Source organism: Photobacterium ganghwense, from assembly GCF_017329545.1.
GTDB classification, from domain to species: Bacteria; Pseudomonadota; Gammaproteobacteria; order Enterobacterales; family Vibrionaceae; genus Photobacterium; species Photobacterium ganghwense.
In genome coordinates this window covers 1,416,047-1,437,914 of the sequence record NZ_CP071326.1, presented here as the reverse complement: position 1 = coordinate 1,437,914, position 21,868 = coordinate 1,416,047, and the positions used below count along the sequence as shown (strand labels likewise).

Sequence of the window (21,868 nt, the reverse complement as noted above, 5' to 3'; positions counted from 1 at the left end):
CTGGGTAAATCGTCGGCGTTATTGTTTGTAAATTGCTTAAGGTTGAACCAATTTTTGTAACCGTGGTTCGGTTTACATAATCCCTGAGAATAATCCGGTTCAAACTCCGAGAAATTCCTTTTATGCTTGTCGTATAACGATTTTTCAAACCATGAAGGTATATATCGTGAAACTCAATGATACCAGCTTGCTAAAACAAGCCTGCCTGGTGGCAGGCAACTGGGTGACGGCTCTGGATGAAGCCACTATGCCAGTGATTAACCCGTCAACCGGCAAGGTCATAGCCCACGTTCCGGTGCTGGGCAAGGATGAAACCCTGTCGGCCATTCATGCTGCTGAAAAAGCGATGGTAACCTGGAAAAAAACATTAGCCAAAGAGCGCACTGCCGTTTTGCGTAAATGGTTCGATCTGATCGTCGAAAATACCGATGATCTGGCCACGATTCTGACTGCAGAGCAAGGTAAACCGTTCAATGAAGCTAAGGGTGAAATCGCCTATGCCGCTAGCTTTATTGAGTGGTTTGCGGAAGAAGCTAAGCGTGCCTATGGTGAGATCGTTCCAAGTCACAAGCCTAATTCCCGAATTCTCGTCAGCAAAGAGCCTGTCGGGGTTGTCGGGGCGATCACTCCTTGGAACTTTCCGGCCGCAATGATCACCCGTAAATGCGGCCCGGCTTTTGCGGCAGGTTGTGCCGTGGTTCTGAAACCGGCGCCGGATACCCCTCTGACCGCGCTGGCACTGGCTGAGCTTGCCTCGCGCGCAGGTATTCCTGCCGGGTTGTTCAGCGTGTTGACCGGTGATGCGAAAGCCATCGGTGGCGCACTGACTGAGAGCAAAGTCGTGAAGAAGATATCGTTCACCGGGTCGACGGCTGTTGGTAAATTGCTGATGGAGCAATCTGCCGCGACGGTGAAAAAAATGGCTCTTGAGCTTGGTGGTAACGCACCGTTTATTGTGTGTGACGATGCGGATCTGGATGCGGCAGTTGAAGGGGTGATGATTGCCAAATTCCGCAACGCGGGGCAAACCTGTGTCTGTGCTAACCGGATCTATGTGCAGGATCGCGTTTATGACGCATTTACCCAGAAGCTGGTGGAAAAAGTCAAAGCCTTGAAAGTGGCGGATGGTTTTGATCCGGATGCGAAAATTGGCCCACTGATTAATCAGGCTGCTGTCGAAAAAGTGCAGAGCCATATTGATGATGCGTTGGCAAAAGGCGCCACATTGGCCTTTGGTGAGCCGCAGCCGGAAGGCACCAATTTCTTCCCGCCCCAGGTCATAACGGATGCGACAGATGATATGCGCATTGCCAGTGAAGAGACCTTCGGCCCGGTCGCTGCATTGTTCCGTTTCAGCGATGATGACGAGGTGATTCGCCGTGCCAACCATACCGACTCAGGGTTGGCCTCGTACGCTTATACTCAGTCACTGTCCCGCGCGTTTACATTCAGTGAACGGCTGGAATACGGCATGGTTGGCATCAACGAAGGGCTAATCTCGACCGAAGTAGCACCGTTTGGCGGCATAAAGGAATCCGGGCTGGGCCGTGAGGGCGCACGTCAGGGGCTTGAAGACTTTATGGATACCAAATACACCCTGATGGGTGGCCTGTAACTCATTGGTATTAAAGTCGCCATTTGCAGAGGGAAAGTGTTTATCCCTCTGCCAATATTCCTTACACTTAGGAATTGTTTGATATTACGGTCAGTGCTTGCTGGCCGTTTTTACAGGAAACTGAATAGGCACAGCCTGAGGAATCACGCATGACAAAAGCAAAAATCGGTATTGTAACGGTAAGTGACCGAGCCAGTGCGGGCGTTTACGAGGACATTTCGGGCAAGGCAATCATTGATACGCTGAGTGAGTATCTTGTCTCTGAATGGGAACCGGTTTACGAAGTGATTCCAGACGAGCAGGACGTTATTGAAGCCACGTTGATCAAGATGGCTGATGAACTAGACTGTAGTTTAATCGTGACTACTGGTGGTACTGGCCCTGCGAAACGTGACGTGACACCGGAAGCGACCGAAGCGGTGTGTGACCGAATGATGCCTGGTTTCGGTGAACTGATGCGAGCTGAGTCGCTGAAATTCGTACCGACGGCAATTTTGTCCCGCCAGACTGCGGGACTGCGTGGCGACAGCCTGATCGTCAACCTGCCGGGTAAACCAAAGTCGATTCGTGAGTGCCTGGATGCCGTATTCCCGGCTATTCCTTACTGTATTGACCTGATGGAAGGGCCATGCCTGGAATGTAACGAAGAGGTCATCAAGCCTTTCCGTCCGAAACAAAAGTAACAAGGTTTCCCGAAAGCCAGGCGTAATGCCTGGCTTTTTTGTCTGGATCCCCAAAAACACTTTGGGTATCCGTGAAATTCTGGCCGGGTGTACGCATTCTTTATCTTCGCCCTGGGGAGGAAACATGAAAATGATACCTATCGCATTAACGGTGATTCTGGCGACGGCTCCGGCTTATGCCAGTTGGGAAGAAATCAAAAAATCGGCGTCTGAGCTGGGAGAAAAAGTCAGCGAAGGCTCCAAAAAAGCCTGGGATAATGTGGCCGATTTCTCAAAAGAGACCTGGGATTCTGTGTCTGAGTGGGGAAAAGATGCCTACAACACCGCGGGTGAGTGGACAGATGAATCGGTGAAGAAGAGTAAAGAGTGGCTGGATGTTGCAGATGCCAAACTTGATGACATGTTGGAACCGGAAACGCCGGAAGAAGCACGCCTGGCGTTAGATACGATGTCTGATACTGCGCTGGTCAGGCTGTTTAACGAGCAACCGTCAGCAAAATTGTTGTTTGATCAGGCTTATGGTTACGCCGTGTTTGATTCTCGTAAGTTTTCACTCTTGCTTCATACCGACCAAGGGGCAGGGGTCGCGGTTAATCGCGAAACTGATGAACGTACGTACATGAAAATGTTTGGAGCCGGTCTCGCTGCCGGGCTGGGCGGCAAGTTTTATCAGCAAGTCATTTTGTTCGAAGATAAAGCGACGTTTGAAAATTTCGTGAAAGATGGCTGGGAAGCGACCTCTGAAGTGAGTGCCGTAGCGGGGGATGAGAGTAAAGGGATGACCGCGAAATACAACGGTGGTATGGCCATTTATCAAATCGGTGAAAAAGGGTTACTGCTGAACGCCAGTATTTCCGGATCGCGCTATTGGGTTGATGAAACCCTGATGTAATAAAACACGCGTCTGTTAGTCTTTTCTTTCCTGTCTGAATATCTGTACCCATCTTGGCGCGGTACAGATATTCCTCCTCAAAAAAATGAGGACAATGTCAAAATTCTTCCGAAAAATTTAATCCCTGCCTGCATTAGTCGTTACATCCATATAGAGTGTTCTTCATAATTTTATCAATTGCTGTTGTGGTAGCCGCGTCTGTCGGATTAATGGCTGAAGTCACCTTGCCTTCTTTATATTTTCTCGCTGCCATTAGTCTGTTCGACGCACGACTTCTCCAAGATGTAAAAAGGAGCCTGAAATGAATTTCAAACGGACATGGGGATATATTTCTTTGTTGCTGGGATTGGTGTCACTGATGTGTGGTGGCGTCGCGTTTGCCGGATTACTGGGCAGCAGCCATGTGATCGTGGAAGTCGGTGATGTGATGATGAAAGGCGGCGCCGATGCGCTGGCGCAGGTCTCACCGGAACAAACCGTTGCAGAAATGAAAAGCAAGTATCAGATGATTGTCTCTGCGGGTGGAATTCTGTTCTTTGTCGGTGCCTGGATGATGCGGGATCAGTGGGACTGAGTAAAACCCGTGTTTGTTCCTTAATGATGTTTATCCTGGGATGCGGCACATAAAAAAAACGCCTGTCAATTCCCAGACAGGCGCAGCAATAAATCGATTAAGGAACAACATATTTGAAGCACGCGAATCATACGTTTCGATCAAAAAATGCGCAACGATCACTTTTGTAAAACTTGCTGATATTTTGTTAAATCCTTTCTGGGTCAAAGAACTATGTTTCGATTTTTTTCTCAGCAGATAAGCTCGTTCCAACGCCGCGTTCTAGCCTGATTTCTCTTCAGCCCTCATCCCTACGATTGTGCGCAATGTGCTTTTGTCATGTTATTGGCCTTGAAAAGACAGCCGATCGGGCTATCTCTTTGGGCCTCTGTTGGTGACGGTGTGGGCTGTGTCATTTATCTGCCGAGCCGAGCCGAGCCGAGCCGAGCCGAGCCGAGCCGAGCCGAGCCGAGAAGCCGTGGTCAATAATCGTTAAGGGTTACGATGACGCAGGGACTGACGCCGACTTTTTCTGAGTGTCTTCCTGGGATTCCAAAGCGTTTTGCTTTTGGCTTTGCTCTTGGCTTTGGTCAGGGTCAGAGGCGGAACTGCGGTGTTGATTGTGTTTAGCATACGGATCAGTTGTACTGTCTGAATCAGGTTTTGAACCTGCCTGCTGTGTGTGAGACGTGGTATCGGGCTGCTGCACAGTTAAAATCTTATCGCACAAATAGCGACCAATCGGGATGGCTGACGTTGCAGCCGGAGAGGGAGCGTTACAGACATGCAAGCTACGAGGGCTCTCGGCGAACAGAAAATCATGCACCAGAGTACCGTCACTCAATACTGCCTGAGCACGGATACCCGCCGGATAGGGTTGTAAATCTTTCGTCGTCAGTTGCGGGCAGTATTTATTGACCAGTTTGAGGTAACCCGGTTTCCACCAGGAATTTTTGGTTTCTGTCAGACCGGTTTTCAGGTGTTTCGCCGTGACCTTCCAGAAACCTTTGAAACGCACCATGTCAATAATATCCCGCGCGCTTACGTTCAACGTCCCATACCCTTCCCGTTTCCAGCCTTGAACGGCATTCGGCCCGACAGTGACGGAGCCATCAATCATGCGGGTTAAGTGGACGCCTAAAAACGGCAGTTCAGGATCCGGGATAGGGTAAATCAGGTGGTTCACAATCTTGTTGTGTTGTGGTGCCAGGCGGTAGTACTCACCGCGATAGGGGATAATCTGAAAATCAGTATCCAGCCCCAGCATCCGGGTGATTCGATCTGCCATTAATCCGGCACAGCTGATGAGAAAGCGGGTACGTAGCATAAATGGCTGCCCATCGCTTTTACAGCCAACCTGAATCGTTTCCGGAGATTCGTGCAGCGATATCACTTCACTCCGCCGGGCGATACGCCCGCCAAGGCTTACGAATGCTTCAGCCATTTTTTGAGTGACCAGACGGTAGTCGACAATACCGGTCGCCGCTACAAAAATTGCGCCTAATCCGGTAATGTTTGGTTCGCGGGACTTGAGCGTCGCCTCATCCAATTTTTCTACGTCAATGCCGTTTTCCAGGCAGCGTTCGTACAGAGCATCCATCCTTGCCAACTCGTCGGTATTGGTCGCAACCAGTAACTTGCCGCACACCTCTACCGGGATGTTATGCTGTCGGCAAAAAGCTTTGGTTGCTTGCTCGCCTTCTTTACAGAATGTGGCTTTCAGGCTGCCGGGCGCATAATAGACCCCGGCATGGATGACTCCGCTGTTATGTCCGGTCTGATGGCGGGCGAGAGTATCCTCTTTTTCGACCACCAGAATACGTTTATCCGGGCAGCGTTGCTGCAGTTGCCACGCGGTGGAGATACCGACGATCCCGCCGCCGATAATGATGTAATCGTAAATCTGTTCCATAGTTATCCTTCTTTGTCAGCAGTAGTTGTAAGACATAACATTATGAATTTGCTTTAGATACTGCCGAAACCTGTGAGGCATCATGCCGTCGGGTGATAAAAAATAGTGTGATAAAGACAGCAACTCAGGCGATTCTGATCACCAGCCCGATTCCGATCAGTAGTAACGCTGTGGTCGACATGTTGCGGTCTCCCTGAAACTCTCTAAAATCCTTAATATATTCTGCTGCTTAGACTTTACTGAAGGTCTTTTCCGTGAGTTTTTTTATTGTGATGAGTCAGGCGGTAAAGCGTGGAAAACGATGAGGAAACTGTGAGAAATCTAACAGCCGATAGTTGAATAAATAGACTGGGATCAGTCTGTGACTATGGTCGTATTGCAATACGGGGATATCAGGTTATGGGCTTAGCTCAGCATGTGGTGGGTGCTTGGTCATTGTCCGGAAAATGTATGTCCAGACATAAATTGTTACAGCATCATGGCAGGTCACACCAAGGCCGCACATACTCAAAATAGCCCGCTAAGGATTATCCGGTATGGGGGAATGCGGCCATGTTAAGAAATCTGAACGATAGTCATCTGTACAAGCTGTTCATTGTGATTTCACTGTATTTTGTGTTGTTTTATAGCGGTTACCTTCTGTTTCATAACAGTCAGTACGGAGAGATGTTGCTGTATATCTTTGTGGTTGCCACGGTTGCCGTTGCCTCGGTATTACTGATGGTACTGTACAAATTGCGCCGTAAACACTGAGAGGGAACCCGAAATGGAGCACAGGAGAAGCACTGAGAAGACGCTCAGAGATGATGTGCTTAAGAGTGAAGTGTGAACGGAACAAGTTATTATGACGCACGAAAAAGGGCCCGGAGGCCCTTCAGGTTATGCGAAGATAGAATTCAAACAATATTGAAATCAGAATCTTAGAATGCGTTGTTAAGAGTATAACCAGTGAGTTCCAGTACTGCCGATTGCTGACGGCTGGCGTTAGTTTCTACGGCTTTAACAATTCCGATGGCTGGGTGGACCCAGATGGCCATGCCTTCGAGATTGTCATTGGCAAACTGACCAAATTCGATCTCATCGCCATCAAAAAGTCGACATTTGCCTTCAATCCGGTCGATAACATGCATTTTCATCGTCTCGATGCCTTTACCATTCACCATCACGACCTCTGTGCTGTTGTTCTCAACTTGCAGAGTGCGGGTCACATCGAGCGTTGAACAAGTATTAATAGCGGCGGTTTCACTGTTATCAATCTCTTTATCTTCCATAAAATCAATAACTTCTGCTCGGGTCATTGCGCTGAGATCCATGTGGAACACTTCGCGACCACTTTCAGCCAGTTGTTTTGCGGCTTCGCTGGTGGCAGGAAACTCCGGCAGGGCCCAAGGCTGGCGGAATAAAGAGGTATTGTCCAGGAATGTCAGGAAGCGACCATTTTCAATTCGGGCCCCAAAATGAGTGTCACGTTCCTTTTCTTGTGTCAGTTCGGCGTTGTTGTAATCGATGCTGGTCACTTCAAACAAATCGGTCCCGAGCCCCTGGTTTTCCAGCTCGTTTAACACGCCAATGCCTGCTACCTCATCAGCCGCTAGCTTGCGATATACCTCTTTGAAAAATATGGTATTATCTGGCTTTGTAGTGTCAGTGGACTGCGGTGGAAACGCCGAACTGTACTCGCTCACCCGGTACTGTAAAGAAGCCAGTGTCGCCGCGTCGAAGGCGGCGCCCTTAAAGGCGACATCGATGGTGGCTTCCGGTTTGACTGGAGGCGGGGGTGTGATTTTTCCCGGCTCAGACGGCTGACCGGAGCCCCCGCCGCCGCAGGCTGTAAGTGAAATAGCAAGAGAAAGTGCGATAACGGTTTTGTTCATGACATTGCTCTGAAAAATATGCGTATAAGAATAGGATGAGCGATTGCAACAGAGATTTAAAAAACACCTAGCAATTGAGGTGGATTGTAATGGCTCGGCATTGTCGTTTTTGTATTGATGTGTATGGCGATGTCAGTGATGAGAGGAAACAGCGATGAACCGTATTCACCCTAAAGCCTTGTACGGCAGCAAATGGACCAAGGTGGAAGTCAGTGACAAAGAGCGCCACTTCATGGTGATTGACGTGGAATTTGATGAGCACCAAAAGGTGACGCGCTGTGTAATTCAGGCTGTGATGAACCACCGTATGTGTGAAATCAACTGGCGGGAACTGAAAGACAGCAGCCAGTGGTTAATTGGATGGAAATAGCCCGTTTTTACTGAAGGCGGGTCAGGATGGAAGTGTAGACTATGAGCCCCTTTACTTTGCTCAAACAGGGAAGAACAATTCCCCTCGGTACTGAATATACAGCCCGTCTTATCCGTAGTGATGACGTGAATGACCTGATTGCGATGTTGGATAACCCGAACGTTGCGGAGTATCTGTTTTTCGCACCGGCACCAGAAGAAGTCTACCGGGCTTATTTTGAATCGATGATTACGGATACCGAGGAATCCATTGCAACGGCAACCTGGCCGGAAAGCCCGACAGTGATTGTGCGCGATCAGCAAGGGCGGTTCATGGGTATGGGCGGTCTGGCACAAGTCCTGATGCTGGAGGGCAATTATGACGTTGGTTATCAACTGCCGGAATACGCCTGGGGGAAAGGGATTGCGACCGCGCTGTGTCATTTTCTAACTACGCTGGGCTTTGAAGCACTCGGTGCACACAAGCTGGCAGCTGATTGTTACAGCCGAAATGTCGGCTCCTATAAAACTCTGGAAAAATGCGGGTATCTTAAGGAAGGCTGTTCTCCGGCGTATTACAAGCTGGAAAACGGGTTTGATGACCGCCTGTACTACGGTTTATCACAGGCGGACTATCACAATCTGAAACAGACGGTTTCAGATAAATTTCAGCATTCGCAGCACGAGTACCTCAAGCGCAATAGTGCCCATAAGACCTAATGTGAACCACAGGAAGGCATAAGGATTTTCAGTGCCAGGCATACCGGCAATGTTGACCCCCAGTAATCCGGTCAGGAAACCCGCAGGTAGGAAAATCCCGGCGACGACTGAAAACAGGTAGGTGTTTTTGTTCATGCGCTCTGATTGGTGCTGTGACAGGGCGATAAAGAATCCGTTGATTTGCTCAATGTAAAACTCCACCGATTCCAGGGTACGCTGAGCCACGTCGTTGCAGTTTTTCATGATCAACCGCTGTTCATGCAAGCAGGGTAGCTTGGCATTGAGCAGATCCTGCAGCGCGTACTGCTGAGGTTTCAGGTAGCGTCGGATCCGTTGCAAACGGTGTAAATTGTGGTTCAGGTTTTCGGCTTCCTTTTTCGCATTGCCGATGTTCAGAACATCCAGTTCATCAATTGTGTCTTCAATCGGATCCAGAAAGTTGGCAATCAGCTGGTGCACTTCCAGCAGCAAGGTGCTCAGAATGGCCGGTAAGGTCTTCGGTCCGCTGCCGGCTTTCAGCAGATCCAATACCATAGAAACTGCACGGGATGAGACTTTTCGGGTGCTGATCAGCATGCCTTTGTACCATAAAAAGCGCAGGCTCAGCATATCGTCGGGTTTGGCATCCTGATTTAAATTGATACCACGTACGATGATTAAGAAGACGTCCTCGTCGATTTTCTCAAAACGAGGGCGGGTGTCATTGGCCAGCAAAGTATGCACAAGAGGCACGGGAATTTGTAAGCTGGTCAGCCAGGCGGGCAAATCGGGGTGGTCACGCTGACAGTGAAACCAGATACCGGGCTTGAGCTGTGGGGAATCATCCTGATTCGGGGAGGGTGTCGATTGGGTAAAGTCCCAGCTCGCAATGATAAAGTCTTTCATAGTTCTTCCCTTGCAGTGTGGCGGCGCAATGACTGACGGTCAACATGGCTTGGTATATTTGATGGATTATTGTTTGTGGCTTCAGGTTGTTATCAAACCGGACTTTTTGTAATTAACCATATATTTGCGTAATTAACCATATAACAGCAGGTTAGCAAAATCATTTCTTAATGGTTTAACACGGAAGACGAAGATAAACATCGGGGAATTGCATGGGGAGTAAGAGATAAAACAGAGAAGTAAAACCGATACAGCTCATGGGTATGAGCTGAATAATGTTAATTCAGATTCGGCGTGCCCCAGCCTGATTGTGCAACCGGCTGGAATCAACCCGGTTCACCAGGCTGCTACTGAATCCAGAATCCGGCCAGTGTTTCTCCTTCCAATACCATGCGGTACTGATTGCTCGCACCACCTTGAAAATAAGAAACTTTCCAGGAATATACGTCGTAACCTTTTTGTTCAGTCACACCTTGGTATTCCACCTGATAACCGCCGGTCAGTTTTTTTCCGTAGATTTTAGTCAGCATGTTGAAGCGGGACTCTGCCAACGCTTTTTTAAATTCAGGCGTGGTCTGGTCAGTAAATTGCTGGTAGTCACTGGTCATAAGAGCTTGAATCTGACGTTCAAAAAGTTGCTGTGTTTGGGTAATTTCATTGGCCTGCACGGCGCTTGAAGCCATTATGGCAACCGACGTTATGATGGTACCTGATGCCAGTATCCCATTGGCCAGCAAGGCAGCAGTTGCAAGTTTCGACCGCTTTATTAACCGTATTGGTTTTAGCATATTGCTCTCCTGAACCGATTCCCAATCAGATAATAAAATTGAAATAAGTTTCATATCATTGCGGATAATCTACCATTGCCTTTCAAGGAATGAAAGGGCAAGACGCGGCATGAGGGCCTGACAAATTAAATGGCAGTCTAGTTAAAGCATAAAATTGTTATCTTAAGCCAGTAATCTCCTGAATTTTTTGACTTATTACGGCTAATCATCACTATTAGCAGCGATATTAATCAAACAGTAAATAACAATAAATACAGGAGCAAATATGCAACTGAGGTTGGCAATAAAGCAGTTGTTACTTCTCGGGGCGCTGACTCCTCTGGCCGCATGTGGTGGCGGGGGTGGAGACGAGCCGGTGACAACGGATAAAGAAACGGGTGGAATTGTTCAGAACGGTAACGAGTCAGAAAATCAGGGCGATAATCAGCCGGAAACGCCATCAGAACCTGAGACTACACCTGATCCGGATACCACTCCAGAGCCCTCTTATCTGATCTCGGTAAAGGTGTCTGATAAGGTCACTATCACGCCGGAATCAGTAAAGGCGAAAGCGGGAGAACGCTACACGTTTGATGTTGCTGTTGATGAAGGCTACAAACTGAATGGTATTGCAGGCTGCAACGGTCAGTGGCAACCGGATAGCCAGCAGTATGTGACCGGTGCAATTGCCGGTGATTGTGAAATCACCCCTTCACTGACATCGCTGGTTGAACAGGCGATTTCCCAGGAAGATCATACGCTGGCATCGGCAGATGCATTGATTGAATACAGCCTTGACCAGCTAAAGCTTGCGACGGCTCGTCAGGCGTCACTGATTCCACAGTTTTACCAAGGTGTCGGCGACACCATCTCCTGGCATCCGACCCATGACAGTATTACTTTCACTTCTTTCCTGCCGGAGTCTAACGTCGAAGTATTGCGATCAACGCAGAATGAAGCCGGTAAGCCCTCAGCGAAAGGGCTGATTTATGCGGGTGAGCAAAATGGTCATCGCTATATGGCAATGGCTGGCAACATGTTTTCGGTCGACCGGAATGCGCAAACCGATACGTTACTGAATAATTTGGTCGTTTGGCTGACTCATCGCAATGAAATGACTACCGAACCGTTGAAAGTGATAACCAGCCACGTTTCGAGCCGTGCTGACAGCTGGTACTTTCCGCACAATGAGAACATCCGTAAATGGCTGAATGAGTTTTACCCGAATAATCACACGATAAATACGTCTAACAGCTGCGAATATGAAGCGCTGTCAGCCTGCATTGATACCCAGCAACCGGATATGATCATTTTCAGCGATATTGATCGGGACGGCAGGGGTTACGCAGGCGTGGCTGCGGCGATAGAAAAGGCCAAGCAGCGGCAGATCCCGATTATCGTGGTGAACCATGAACGCTTTGCTAGCCCGATGGCTTCGCCGCTATACAGCTACATGGGCCTTGCCGGGGAAGGGAATTACTGGAGCGAGCACCATGCTGCCAACGCGTCAGTTGAAGAGCAAAAATCACTGCCGGCAACTCTTCGCGCAGTCTCTGAACTGTTACCGCGACTGGAGCAGGGCGCGTTTGATATCTCGGTACTGGATAGCTGTAACAAAAACTTCCTGTATTGTGATGACGTGGCCTTCAATCAGGCATTTAAAACTGCAGCAGACTGGTACCGTCAGTCTGTCTCTGCCATGGACAGCTATGGCTTGGATGCATTTACCAAAGACGAGTTTCGGTTGATCAGTGCCGGGCTGTTGTTGGCCGATAAGTACCGTGCATCGATTGATTACCCGATTGACCAGTCAGAGCAGGGAGCCTGGCAACAGGCAATGTTCGCTGACTGGGTGGTCAGCTACAAACGGGCTCATAACCTGGCGCAACCGGATCTGGGAGAGTTTGTCACCGATAAAAGTCAGGTTGTAAAAGGTGCAAATGCTCATTACCGCTACCCTGCAGTCGTGAATACCCAACAAACTTTTTCGGTACCTTATACGAAACAGTGGACAACCACAGGCTGGTACGCGCTGCCGGGGCAGACAATTACTCTGACCCGTCAGGACAATTCTTCTGCTACTGCCAGCATTAAGCTGAATTATCACCGCAGCAATACAAACCGTGCTTACCAGCAGAAAGTGTACCGTGGTCCGCTAGAACTGGCACAGCAGCGTTTGTCCATTGCTTCTGGTGAAACTGTCACCTTTTCTACACCTTACGGTGGTCCGGTCTACCTGTATCTGGAAGGCTCGGCTTCTCCGGTCAGTGTCACAATTGCAGCGCAAGGTGTCGCAAAGCATCCGACGATCATGGATTTCAGTGATCCGCACGAAATTGCCCGCTTCAATGACACGCTGAACACGACTGAACTGCCGCACGTTGATCTGCGTACCGATGGTGCAGAGCAGCATTTACGTCGAGATCGTTTTCTTGATGCCTTGGGCGGCCAGATGCCAACCGTTGATGACTTACTCAAAGCGATTGAAGAAGATCACCTCAATGCCGTTTATACACTGGCAGGGTACAAGGTACAGGGGAAAACATTGGAGCAGTCGTTACCTGTTGACGTACGTATGAACTGTGAAGCCCTGTTTGGCCGCGATGATTGCTATGACACCAAAATGCATACTCGCACCATTATTCAGCATGCCAACTACGATCAGAACGCGCACTGTGGCAGTGGGTGTAGCGGCAACCCGTGGGATGCTGCTTGGGAGATTGATCCGACCGGCTGGGGTGACAACCATGAACTCGGCCATAATCTGCAAACCAAGCGTCTCAATGTGCACTATGTGACTGAGGGAAATCGTGATACCTGGTCGGAGTATGGTTCCCGTGCCGGTGAAAACTCCAACAACATTTTTCCTTATTTCGTGAAGTGGAAAACGCATTACGAGCGTGATGGGCAAAGTACGACAATCACTGATGGCCACATGAATCATAAAGACCTGTTTTATGTGTTCATGTCTGATGCTGCTGGTGTCACGAATACCCAGGGTGAGCGAGTGGTTGTGGATAGCCGTTGTCAAGTCATGGACAGTGGAGCGGATCGGTTCACTGTACCTTGGCAAAGCAATGATTATGCCGTTCACAATGGCTACCGGATGGCTTTCTACATTCAGATGGCACTGCGGCTTGATAAGCAATTGCTGACAGGCGGTGCCCGTCTGGATAACGGCTTCCATGTCTTTACTTTGCTCTACCAGCACAGCCGTATTTTTGGTCAGTTTGCCGGTAACGAAAATGACTGGCTGGCCAACCGTGAACGCCTCGGATTCAGTCTGTTCCCGTATTCGGGGCATCTGACCTACGGTAATAAGACGGTGCAGGAGATACCGGGTAATGACTTCATGCTGGTGGCCCTGAGTCAACTGACCGATCAGGATTGGCGGCCATATTTTGACATGTTCGGCTTGCGCTACAGCAGTCTGGCGGCCTCACAGGTTGCGTTGAATGCGAAATCTGGAGCGGTCACACCGGGAATGTACGTGCTGGAAACCGATCTGCCATCGGCAGGGATGAGCGCAGACCTGGAGTTTTTGCCGCTGAACATTACCGACGGAACAACACGCTGGCCGCGTGACCTGTCATCTCCGACGCAATGTCAATTATGATAATGTACCTCAGCTGTCTGTAAATTTTGAAAAAAGCCGGAAGTGTTCTTCCGGCTTTTTTGTGTAATGTTGTACCGAATGATAGGCAGAGTGAGTCGGGTAGCAGAAGCACCAGATTTTAATCCGCGGGAAGGAAGTAGCGGCAAGTCAAAAACTGGGAACGTATGAGTAAATAGACAGTCGTACTCATATTGGCGAGCAACAGAATACTGGCAACACATGTTAGCCATTGTTGTAAAACTGGATTTGCAAAACAGGGTTTGTGGGCACGAGTTGATTAGTAAATGCTGCTAAAATGTCTGAATAGGAAGACAAGGCTAACTGTCTATTCACCCGTTTTTTCTCGGAGCTAGCCAACTCCGTTGAACCAGATGGAGAAAGGATAATGGAAGGAAAAACACACCTGAGCGGCCACTGTTTGTGTGGAAAAGTCGGGGTTGCAACGCGCAGTGGTACACTGCATGTTGGTGCTTGCCATTGTGGTATGTGCCGTAAGTGGGGCGGTGGTCCGTTACTGGCGGTTGATGGCGGGCAGAATGTTTCTTTCACCGGAGAAGAGTATATCACCCGTTATTCCTCGTCAGAGTGGGCAGAACGTGCTTTTTGTAAGGAGTGTGGTACCCACCTTTTTTACAAATTGAAGGCAAATGGTCAGCATATTTTGTCTGCCGGGTTATTAGACCAAGAGCCGGAACTTGTCATGGATCATCAGATCTTCATCGACAAAAAACCGCAATATTACACATTTAGCAATGAAACTGAGGTCATGACGGAAGCCGAAGTTTTCGCCAAGTTCGCCCCGAATTAAGGGAAATTTTGCAGAATCCTGACGTAGTTTTACATTGGGCAAACATTGTTTTTCACTAGGGCCGCTATCCTATCGTTATAACGTTAGGAGTAGTCGTATGAAACCTTGGTTTACTATCAACCGGAGCCAGCATGACCCGAGCAAATCCAGCTCTGCAGGTCGCTCAGTGCTGAAAGGCGGTATGCTGGCCACAATGATTCTGACATTCGGTTTGGCGGTTCCTGGTGAGGCGATGGCGAAAGGAAATCATCACCACAAGCACCATAAAAAACACCACCATAATTACCATCATAGTCACCATGATCACTACCGTCATCGTGATGTTATTGTGGTAAAAGAGCGTCCACGACATTATCACTATCACCGTAGTCGTTTACCGGAAATTGCGACATTTGCAATTATAGCCGGAGCCACTTACGCAATTATTGATAATCATTATTACAAAAAACGTGGCGATAATTACGAGTACGTAAACCGCCCAAGATAATTTTTTAGCTCGTTCTTTTAAGGTATCTCTTAAAGACAGCTTATTTAAATCGCTCTTTAGAAACAGTCTTTTCAGACAGCCTCTACAGACAACGTCAGCATGAACAACGCCCGGTATCAGCCGGGCGTTTTCATTTGTGATTTGTTATCTGTACAACTCGCTATCTATATAAATCGCGACCGCGTCATGGCGCCAATGCTCATATTCACAGTCAATGATTGTGCCATGCTGGTTGTAGTTGATACGGCGTATCTTCAGTACCATTTGCCCTTCGGCCAGGTTCAGCTTTTTGGCAACAATACCTTTGGCGGCCGTGGGGAAGACGTCAAATCGCGAACGGCAGGTCGTATAGCCATATCGCTCCCGATAGAGTTCAGTCAGTGAGCGGGTCAGGTCTTCATTCAGAACATCGGGAAAGTGGCTGGCAATCAGGCAGTTTTCAACATACAGCACCGGCCTATTGTCGAGGAAACGGAGCCGGTGGACATGGTGAATTTTTGTCAGCCCGTGCAGTTCCATCGCGGTCATCAGCTCTTGGTTAGCAGGGGATGAACTGACAGAAAGCAACTCGGTTCGGGCATCCCGGTTTTGTTCCGTTACCATCTTATGAAAGTGAGAACGGCTAAGCGGGTTATAGCGAAGACGTTCTGACGATGCCACAAACCAGCCGCGTCGTTCCTCCCGGTAAATGCGACCCTCGGCTTCAAGCGCCATCAGTGCATCTTTGACGGTGATACGGCTGGTTTCGAATATATCGCTGAGCTCTCGTTCCGAAGGCAGCTTAGCACTTGCCGCGAAGAAACCACTGTCGATTTGCTGCGTTAAGGTATCCCGAATCGTGGCCAGTTGTGACGTGCCGTTTTTTTTCATCATGTCTCCGTGCGTGGCTCAGGGTAAGGTTTTGTCTTTAGTCAGGAAGGTCATCGCATAAAGGAAGCCGTGGTGCGGCTGTAAAGACCGTGGAATCGAATGTGTCTGCAGAAAAGCGTGTGTGGACTAGTCCAGAGCGTTTTATTCATTCGTAAATTGGGACTTATTTATACCTGCTTAATGTAACGAAGGGATGTCAGTTGTATGACAACGTTTATATTGAACCCTGCGTTATTTTCGGGGTGATGCCGCTCACTCATAACTTACCCGCTTTTAAAATCCGTTATTATAATCAACTCTGACGTCATGCTTCTTTTAAGGCATTTTCTTTAGATGTTTTCTGCGTCAGCGCCTTATCCATCAAGACAAGATCCCAATTTTTACCTCGAAATGATCGGGTTCCTATTTCAATGGATACGGTTTTGAATCCCAAGGATTCATAACAATGTTTGGCGGCTATATTATGTTCAAAGACAGCCAGACTCAGGTGCGTTGCTTTGAATTCTGTTCTGGCCTTTGCTATGAGCTGGTTAAGCATTTTTGCCGACAATCCTTGCCCACGGTATTGATGAGCGATGAATACCCGGCAGATACGAAAATGGTGATCAGTCTTTTTGATTAATTCCACAAAGCCAACGTTTTGCCCTTTGAACGTACACAGAAAAGGAAAAACATCTTGTTTGCTACAATGCTGGCGGATCTTTTGATGGGTCAGCGGGAATGTATAGTTTGGACCGCCCCATAAATAATTTAATTCTTCTGAATTGATCCATTGAATGAGTTGGTCAAAATTCTGTTCAGTAAACTCATCTAAGCGCATCGATTCCCTCTTCACGAAAGTTAATTCACAGAAACAAAATGGCGAAATCGCCAGGCGGATTTATCATAGCGAATGACAGGAATAAAGTAAGACTTTGTCTCTGATCTTGGCGTTAAATTTGTGTCTCGATGATTGTTGTGTATGAAACCTTATTTAAAGAATGGTCATACAGACAGTCAGGTTCCGATCAGTTATCGGGCATCTGTAAGTTGAAAAAACAATCATAAAAGAGAGGGGAACTGCATAATTATTGGTTGTTTTTTCAGCGGTTAGATGGTCGGGGATGCATTTTTGCCTGCTAAACGTCGTTTAAGTCACTAAAAAATAATAATTAGCTGTCTACACTGATCGAAAAGAATGTAATGGAGGGAGCCATATGACAATTAAAACACTGAGCAGTGACAAACTGTATCGGGTATCAGAATTACATGGCTTACCTGAAGATTGTAAGTCGACCAAGAATTTAACGCCGTTGGACGAGATAGTCGGGCAGGAACGTGCGCAGCAAGCGGTTGAGTTTGCCATGTCCATTAAGGAGAAGGGCTACAACATTTACGCGATTGGGCGCAATGGTCTGGGCAAGCGTACGATGGTGCTGCGTTACCTCAATCGCCACGATCCTAATGGCAGCGGTCATCCGCAGCATGATTGGTGTTATGTCGCCAACTTTGAAGAATCACGCAATCCTAAAGTCCTGAAGATGCCGGCTGGCCGTGGTACGCAGTTCAAAAAAGATGTCGAAAAAATGATGACCAAGCTGGTAAAAGCTTTGCCGCTCGCATTCGACAATGAGGTGTACTATAGCCGTTCTGAAAAGCTGAAAAACCAGCTTGATCAGAAACAACAAGGTGCATTGCTGGCCCTGACTCAGGAAGCCAAGGAACACAGTATCAGCCTGACCGTGACTATGGCCGGTGAATACCAGCTGGTTGCGCTGAACGGTGAAGAGCCGCATACCGAAGAATCATTTGCCCAGCTGTCAGATAAAGAGCAAAAGGTGTTTGAAGACACGATCAACGCGCTGGAGAAAAAGCTGCGCAGTATTGTTCGAGAGCTGACGGAACTGGAAGAAGATTTCTCTGAGAAAATGCAAAAGCTAAATGAAGAAATCGCACTGGAAGTGGTGTCGCATTTTATTCATGATTTGCTGATTGAATACAAATCCTTACCGGAGGTGAAAAACTACCTTAAGGCGATGCGTAAGGATATTCTGGAAAACCTCGATATCTTCCTGGAAGAAAGTGAGGAAGATGTGGCACTGGCGTATGCAACGCTGGATAAGAAAATGCCGCGGCGCTATCAGGTGAATGTGCTGGTGGCGAATGATACAGAAACCAAATTCCCGATTGTGGTGGAAGAGAGTCCGAACTATCACTCGATTTTTGGTTATGTGGAAAATGCGACATACAAAGGCACCATTTTTACGGACTTTTCATTGATTCGCTCTGGCAGTCTGCACCGCGCAAATGGTGGGGTATTGTTGATGGACGCGGTAAAAGTACTGGAGCGTCCGTATGTGTGGGATGGCCTGAAACGGGCGCTGCGTTCGCGTAAATTGAGTGTCAGTTCGTTGGAAAAAGAGGTGACATTGTCCGGTACAATCTCGCTGGATCCTGAGCCTATTCCACTGTCGGTAAAAATTATTCTGTTCGGCGATTATCAGACTTACCAGTTGCTGCAACATTATGATCCGGAATTCAGTGAACTGTTTCGGGTCACGGCGGATTTTGAAGATGAGATGTGTCGTACTGATGAGTCCGAAGCGCAATATGCGAAGTTCATTTCCAGCATTGTGAATGACAACAACATGCTGCATTGTGATCGTAAAGCGATTGCCCGAATCATCGAGTACAGCTCTCGTCAGGCGGATGATCAGAATAAACTCTCACTGCATTCTGCAGATATTGCTAATCTGCTGCGCGAATCTAACTATGCGGCGAAGTCGTCGAATGCCACCATGATTCGTGCGAACCATGTTGAACAGGCGTTGCACAGTCAGGAAAAGCGGGTAAGTCGTCTTAAAGATCATGTAATGCAGACGTTTACCAACGGTACCACCTTGATTGACACGGAAGGGGCAGTTGTCGGGCAAATTAATGGTTTGTCTGTTATTTCTACCTCTGACTATCAGTTTGGTGCACCGAATCGGATCACGGCAACAACCTCCTACGGTGAAGGCGGGGTGTTTGATATTGAACGCAGTGTCGATCTTGGCGGGCGGATCCACTCCAAAGGCGTCATGATTCTCTCTGCTTACCTGGCCTCTATTTTTGGCCGCAGCAGCCGGGTGCCGTTGACGACTCACCTTACGTTTGAGCAGTCTTATGGTGGGGTAGACGGTGACAGTGCCTCAATGGCAGAATTGTGTGCAATTGTGTCAGCATACTCGCAAATCCCGCTTCGTCAGGATGTGGCGATTACCGGCTCGATGAACCAGTTTGGTCAGGCTCAGCCAATTGGCGGCGTGAATGAGAAGATTGAGGGCTTCTTTGATGTTTGTACCATTAAAGGGCGACATGCCGCACAAGGCGTCATTATTCCACAGTCGAACGCGCACAATTTAATGCTGCGTAAGGATGTGGTTGAGGCTGTAGAGAAAGGCGAGTTCCATATTTGGGCAATCAGCCATGTGACTGACGCTATCGAAATCATGACCGGGAAACAGGCGGGGCAGGCATCGTTGGATGGCACCTATCCGGTCGAGTCGGTGTTGGGGCAGGCACAGATGAAACTGAATGCTCTGAGACGTTGATCCTTTGGTACGTCACTGACTTTCTCTGAGTGAGATGAAACGAAAAGGTTCTGGAGCTGCTCCGGAACCTTTTTTAATGTTTCTTTCCGCCAAATAGCTAAGGCTATTTATGAATAGCGTTAATTGAATAGTGTTAAATGATGAGCTTTTATGCTCAGATTTCTAAGACGGAAACAGGTCAAAACTCGGTAAATCATCAAGATGTGCCGCCCAGCCAGGTTTTCTGCTGGTAAAAATAGCCGCTGTGGGCCGAAGCTCAACATTTGTGTCAAGGCACCCCGCCGGAACCACAATGCCCAATGTTTCAGATTGATAGGGTAACGCTGAGCCACATCTACGGCAAAAGCACTTTATATGTTGCGTATCTGGCAGTTGAAAGGTCGTTGTTGAGTCAGCACCTTGCAACCAGTTCAACGTGGCAGTATTGGAAAATAAGTTGGATGCATGCCCTGAGCCTGTGTCTTTCCGGCAATGTTGACAGTAGCAAAGATAAAATGACTGAAAGCTACCCGTTATTTCAAATTGCACATCGCCGCACAAACAGGAACCTTTATATGCTATACGAACCAAATTGCCTCCTGTCTAAACACCCATGATAAATAAGTATTAGAAAGCTATTGCAGAAAGCGACGTCTAGGCATGCTTTTTTAGATGTTACTCACAAATTTTCAAATGAAAAATAAAGTGTGATCAGAGTTTGGTTAATTTCGATGATTATATTGCTTTGTTTGAAAATAAAAAAAGGCAGCCATTTGGCTACCTTTAATAAATAAAGCAGGTAATGAAATTATGCTTTCTGTAGATCTTTTGCAGGATAAGTCAGCGTCATGCCTTCAACATTAACATGCACGTAGTAGCCGCCACTGCTCAGGCCAGCAACAACCATTTTACCAAGATCAACGCCTTTAGTTGCAACAACAACTTCATCAATAGAAAACATTTTATCACCTTGATTAAGAAAATAGATTATATGAAGTATCTATTCGCGCATTTAATCAGAAGTTATATTTCTTATCTAATCAATGTATTTATCACGGTGATGAAATTAATTTATCTGATTTTTGTTTTTGTCTTTTATGAATAAAATAATCGGTAATAAAAGGATGAGCTCTAATTAATTTAAAGCTTTATTAATACATATTCGCTGTTTCTGGGAAGCATAATTTCGCTGTATTTTGTCATTTTCTATAGTGTACACAGTGTCTTAGTGGTATGGTGTGAGATGATTAAATATCAATGATAACAGGCACTAACCGTTACTAAAGTAAGATGGTTAGTCGTTACTGAGGAAGGTAATATGGATCCAGTATTCCAAATTCTCGACGTTGTTCTGAATGTTGAGGTGTTCCTATTAATTTTTGTTTTAGTTCTACTAAAAAATAGCGTTAAGTTTGTGCCACAGAACCGGGCATGGTTAATCGAACGTTTCGGGAAGTATCAGTCGACCAAGGAAGCCGGACTAAACTTCATTGTACCGTTTATCGACCGGGTTGCCGCAGACCGCAGCCTGAAAGAGCAGGCGCAGGACGTGCCGTCGCAATCAGCAATCACCAAAGACAACATTTCACTGATCGTCGATGGCGTGCTCTATTTCCGAGTGCTTGACCCATACAAAGCGACTTACGGTGTCGACGATTATGTGTTTGCCGTTACGCAACTGGCGCAAACGACGATGCGTTCTGAGTTGGGTAAGATGGAACTGGATAAAACCTTTGAAGAACGTGACATGTTGAATACCAACATTGTGACAGCAATAAACTCAGCCTCTGAGCCTTGGGGGATTCAGGTATTGCGTTATGAAATCAAAGATATAGTGCCGCCAAACTCAGTTATGGAAGCCATGGAAGCGCAAATGAAAGCTGAGCGGGTCAAACGTGCCCAAATTCTTGAATCAGAAGGTGACAGACAAGCAGCTATTAACGTCGCTGAAGGTAAGAAACAGGCGCAAGTGCTAGCGGCAGAGGCTGATAAAGCAGAGCAAATTCTGCGGGCAGAAGGTGAAGCCAAAGCTATTCTTGCGGTTGCTGAAGCTCAGGCGGATGCGTTGCGAAAAGTAGGTGAAGCGGCTAACACAGAGGAAGGCCAGAAAGCGATTCAGTTGGATCTCGCGACCAAAGCGATTGCGGCGAAAGAAGCGATTGCCAAAGAGTCTTCCGTTGTTCTGCTGCCAGATAGCGGCACAGACGCCAGTGCACTAGTGGCACAAGGTATGTCGATTATTAACTCGATTAATCAGAAACAGAAACAGTAAGTCTCTGGAGTAAGC

19 protein-coding genes and 1 pseudogene are annotated in these 21,868 nt (G+C 47.7%); 12 read left to right on the top strand and 8 right to left on the bottom strand.

Features of this window, described 5'->3' with window-relative positions; genetic code table 11:
* Positions 1 to 166: 166 nt before the first annotated feature.
* The 4 genes from FH974_RS22710 to FH974_RS22695 all read left to right on the top strand — a co-directional run bounded on the left by FH974_RS22710 (position 167) and on the right by FH974_RS22695 (position 3,764).
* Positions 167 to 1,615, top strand: coding sequence for an NAD-dependent succinate-semialdehyde dehydrogenase (locus FH974_RS22710; RefSeq protein WP_047886076.1), 1,449 nt, complete (start codon positions 167 to 169; stop codon positions 1,613 to 1,615).
* Positions 1,616 to 1,764: 149 nt separating this feature from the next.
* Entirely contained in the window at positions 1,765 to 2,298 is a 534-nt protein-coding gene (gene mog / locus FH974_RS22705) for a molybdopterin adenylyltransferase (protein WP_047886075.1), read from the top strand.
* A 124-nt stretch (positions 2,299 to 2,422) separates the two neighbouring features.
* Entirely contained in the window at positions 2,423 to 3,190 is a 768-nt protein-coding gene (locus tag FH974_RS22700; RefSeq protein WP_047886074.1) for a lipid-binding SYLF domain-containing protein, read from the top strand.
* Positions 3,191 to 3,491: 301 nt separating this feature from the next.
* Positions 3,492 to 3,764: a hypothetical protein gene (locus tag FH974_RS22695; protein ID WP_047886073.1), complete on the top strand. Its 273-nt coding sequence runs from the start codon at positions 3,492 to 3,494 to the stop codon at positions 3,762 to 3,764.
* Positions 3,765 to 4,458: 694 nt separating this feature from the next.
* Here the strand turns inward: FH974_RS22695 and lhgO are convergent.
* A pseudogene (gene lhgO, locus FH974_RS22690) lies at positions 4,459 to 5,655 on the bottom strand (L-2-hydroxyglutarate oxidase); the annotation flags it as partial.
* 552 nt (positions 5,656 to 6,207) lie between these two features.
* Between lhgO and FH974_RS22685 the strand changes: the two are divergent.
* Positions 6,208 to 6,408, top strand: a complete 201-nt coding sequence (locus FH974_RS22685; RefSeq protein ID WP_047886072.1) for a hypothetical protein — start codon at positions 6,208 to 6,210, stop codon at positions 6,406 to 6,408.
* Positions 6,409 to 6,575: 167 nt separating this feature from the next.
* On the opposite strand, the gene FH974_RS22680 is transcribed toward FH974_RS22685, so the two are convergent.
* Positions 6,576 to 7,529 (bottom strand): hypothetical protein, encoded by a 954-nt coding sequence (locus FH974_RS22680; RefSeq protein WP_047886071.1) that lies wholly within the window; start codon positions 7,527 to 7,529, stop codon positions 6,576 to 6,578.
* 154 nt (positions 7,530 to 7,683) lie between these two features.
* Between FH974_RS22680 and FH974_RS22675 the strand changes: the two genes are divergently transcribed.
* A complete protein-coding gene (locus tag FH974_RS22675) occupies positions 7,684 to 7,899 on the top strand; it encodes a TIGR02450 family Trp-rich protein (RefSeq protein ID WP_047886070.1) in 216 nt (71 codons plus the stop codon).
* A 41-nt stretch (positions 7,900 to 7,940) separates the two neighbouring features.
* Complete coding sequence (locus tag FH974_RS22670) at positions 7,941 to 8,597, top strand: GNAT family N-acetyltransferase (RefSeq protein WP_084712618.1); 657 nt, start codon at positions 7,941 to 7,943, stop codon at positions 8,595 to 8,597.
* Here FH974_RS22670 and FH974_RS22665 read toward each other — a convergent pair.
* Positions 8,535 to 9,482, bottom strand: coding sequence for a CorA family divalent cation transporter (locus FH974_RS22665; protein WP_047886069.1), 948 nt, complete (start codon positions 9,480 to 9,482; stop codon positions 8,535 to 8,537). The genes FH974_RS22670 and FH974_RS22665 overlap by 63 nt on opposite strands.
* Before the next feature lie 347 nt (positions 9,483 to 9,829).
* Positions 9,830 to 10,324: a hypothetical protein gene (locus FH974_RS22660; protein WP_146149702.1), complete on the bottom strand. Its 495-nt coding sequence runs from the start codon at positions 10,322 to 10,324 to the stop codon at positions 9,830 to 9,832.
* Between the two features lie 211 nt (positions 10,325 to 10,535).
* Here FH974_RS22660 and FH974_RS22655 point away from each other — a divergent pair, with 211 nt between their 5' ends.
* From FH974_RS22655 to FH974_RS22645, 3 genes are all read left to right on the top strand, one after another.
* Positions 10,536 to 13,865, top strand: coding sequence for an ImpA family metalloprotease (locus FH974_RS22655; RefSeq protein WP_047886067.1), 3,330 nt, complete (start codon positions 10,536 to 10,538; stop codon positions 13,863 to 13,865).
* 385 nt (positions 13,866 to 14,250) lie between these two features.
* Positions 14,251 to 14,673 carry a GFA family protein gene (locus FH974_RS22650; protein WP_047886066.1) on the top strand — a complete coding sequence of 141 codons (423 nt, stop codon included), beginning with the start codon at positions 14,251 to 14,253 and terminating at the stop codon, positions 14,671 to 14,673.
* A gap of 97 nt (positions 14,674 to 14,770) precedes the next feature.
* Positions 14,771 to 15,160, top strand: coding sequence for a hypothetical protein (locus FH974_RS22645; RefSeq protein ID WP_053061886.1), 390 nt, complete (start codon positions 14,771 to 14,773; stop codon positions 15,158 to 15,160).
* A gap of 144 nt (positions 15,161 to 15,304) precedes the next feature.
* On the opposite strand, the gene FH974_RS22640 is transcribed toward FH974_RS22645, so the two are convergent.
* Positions 15,305 to 16,030 (bottom strand): UTRA domain-containing protein, encoded by a 726-nt coding sequence (locus FH974_RS22640; protein ID WP_047886065.1) that lies wholly within the window; start codon positions 16,028 to 16,030, stop codon positions 15,305 to 15,307.
* 304 nt (positions 16,031 to 16,334) lie between these two features.
* Positions 16,335 to 16,850, bottom strand: a complete 516-nt coding sequence (locus tag FH974_RS22635; protein WP_047886064.1) for a GNAT family N-acetyltransferase — start codon at positions 16,848 to 16,850, stop codon at positions 16,335 to 16,337.
* A 376-nt stretch (positions 16,851 to 17,226) separates the two neighbouring features.
* On the opposite strand from FH974_RS22635, the gene FH974_RS22630 reads away from it, so the two are divergent.
* Entirely contained in the window at positions 17,227 to 19,602 is a 2,376-nt protein-coding gene (locus tag FH974_RS22630; RefSeq protein WP_047886063.1) for a Lon protease family protein, read from the top strand.
* Positions 19,603 to 19,764: 162 nt separating this feature from the next.
* Here FH974_RS22630 and FH974_RS26480 read toward each other — a convergent pair whose 3' ends face one another.
* Together FH974_RS26480 and FH974_RS22620 are read right to left on the bottom strand one after the other, a co-directional pair.
* On the bottom strand, positions 19,765 to 20,172 hold the full coding sequence (locus FH974_RS26480; RefSeq protein ID WP_207103783.1) for a GFA family protein: 408 nt from the start codon (positions 20,170 to 20,172) through the stop codon (positions 19,765 to 19,767).
* A 217-nt stretch (positions 20,173 to 20,389) separates the two neighbouring features.
* On the bottom strand, positions 20,390 to 20,542 hold the full coding sequence (locus FH974_RS22620) for a hypothetical protein (RefSeq protein WP_169776047.1): 153 nt from the start codon (positions 20,540 to 20,542) through the stop codon (positions 20,390 to 20,392).
* 357 nt (positions 20,543 to 20,899) lie between these two features.
* Between FH974_RS22620 and FH974_RS22615 the strand changes: the two genes are divergently transcribed.
* Complete coding sequence (locus tag FH974_RS22615) at positions 20,900 to 21,853, top strand: SPFH domain-containing protein (RefSeq protein WP_047886062.1); 954 nt, start codon at positions 20,900 to 20,902, stop codon at positions 21,851 to 21,853.
* Positions 21,854 to 21,868 lie beyond the last annotated feature (15 nt).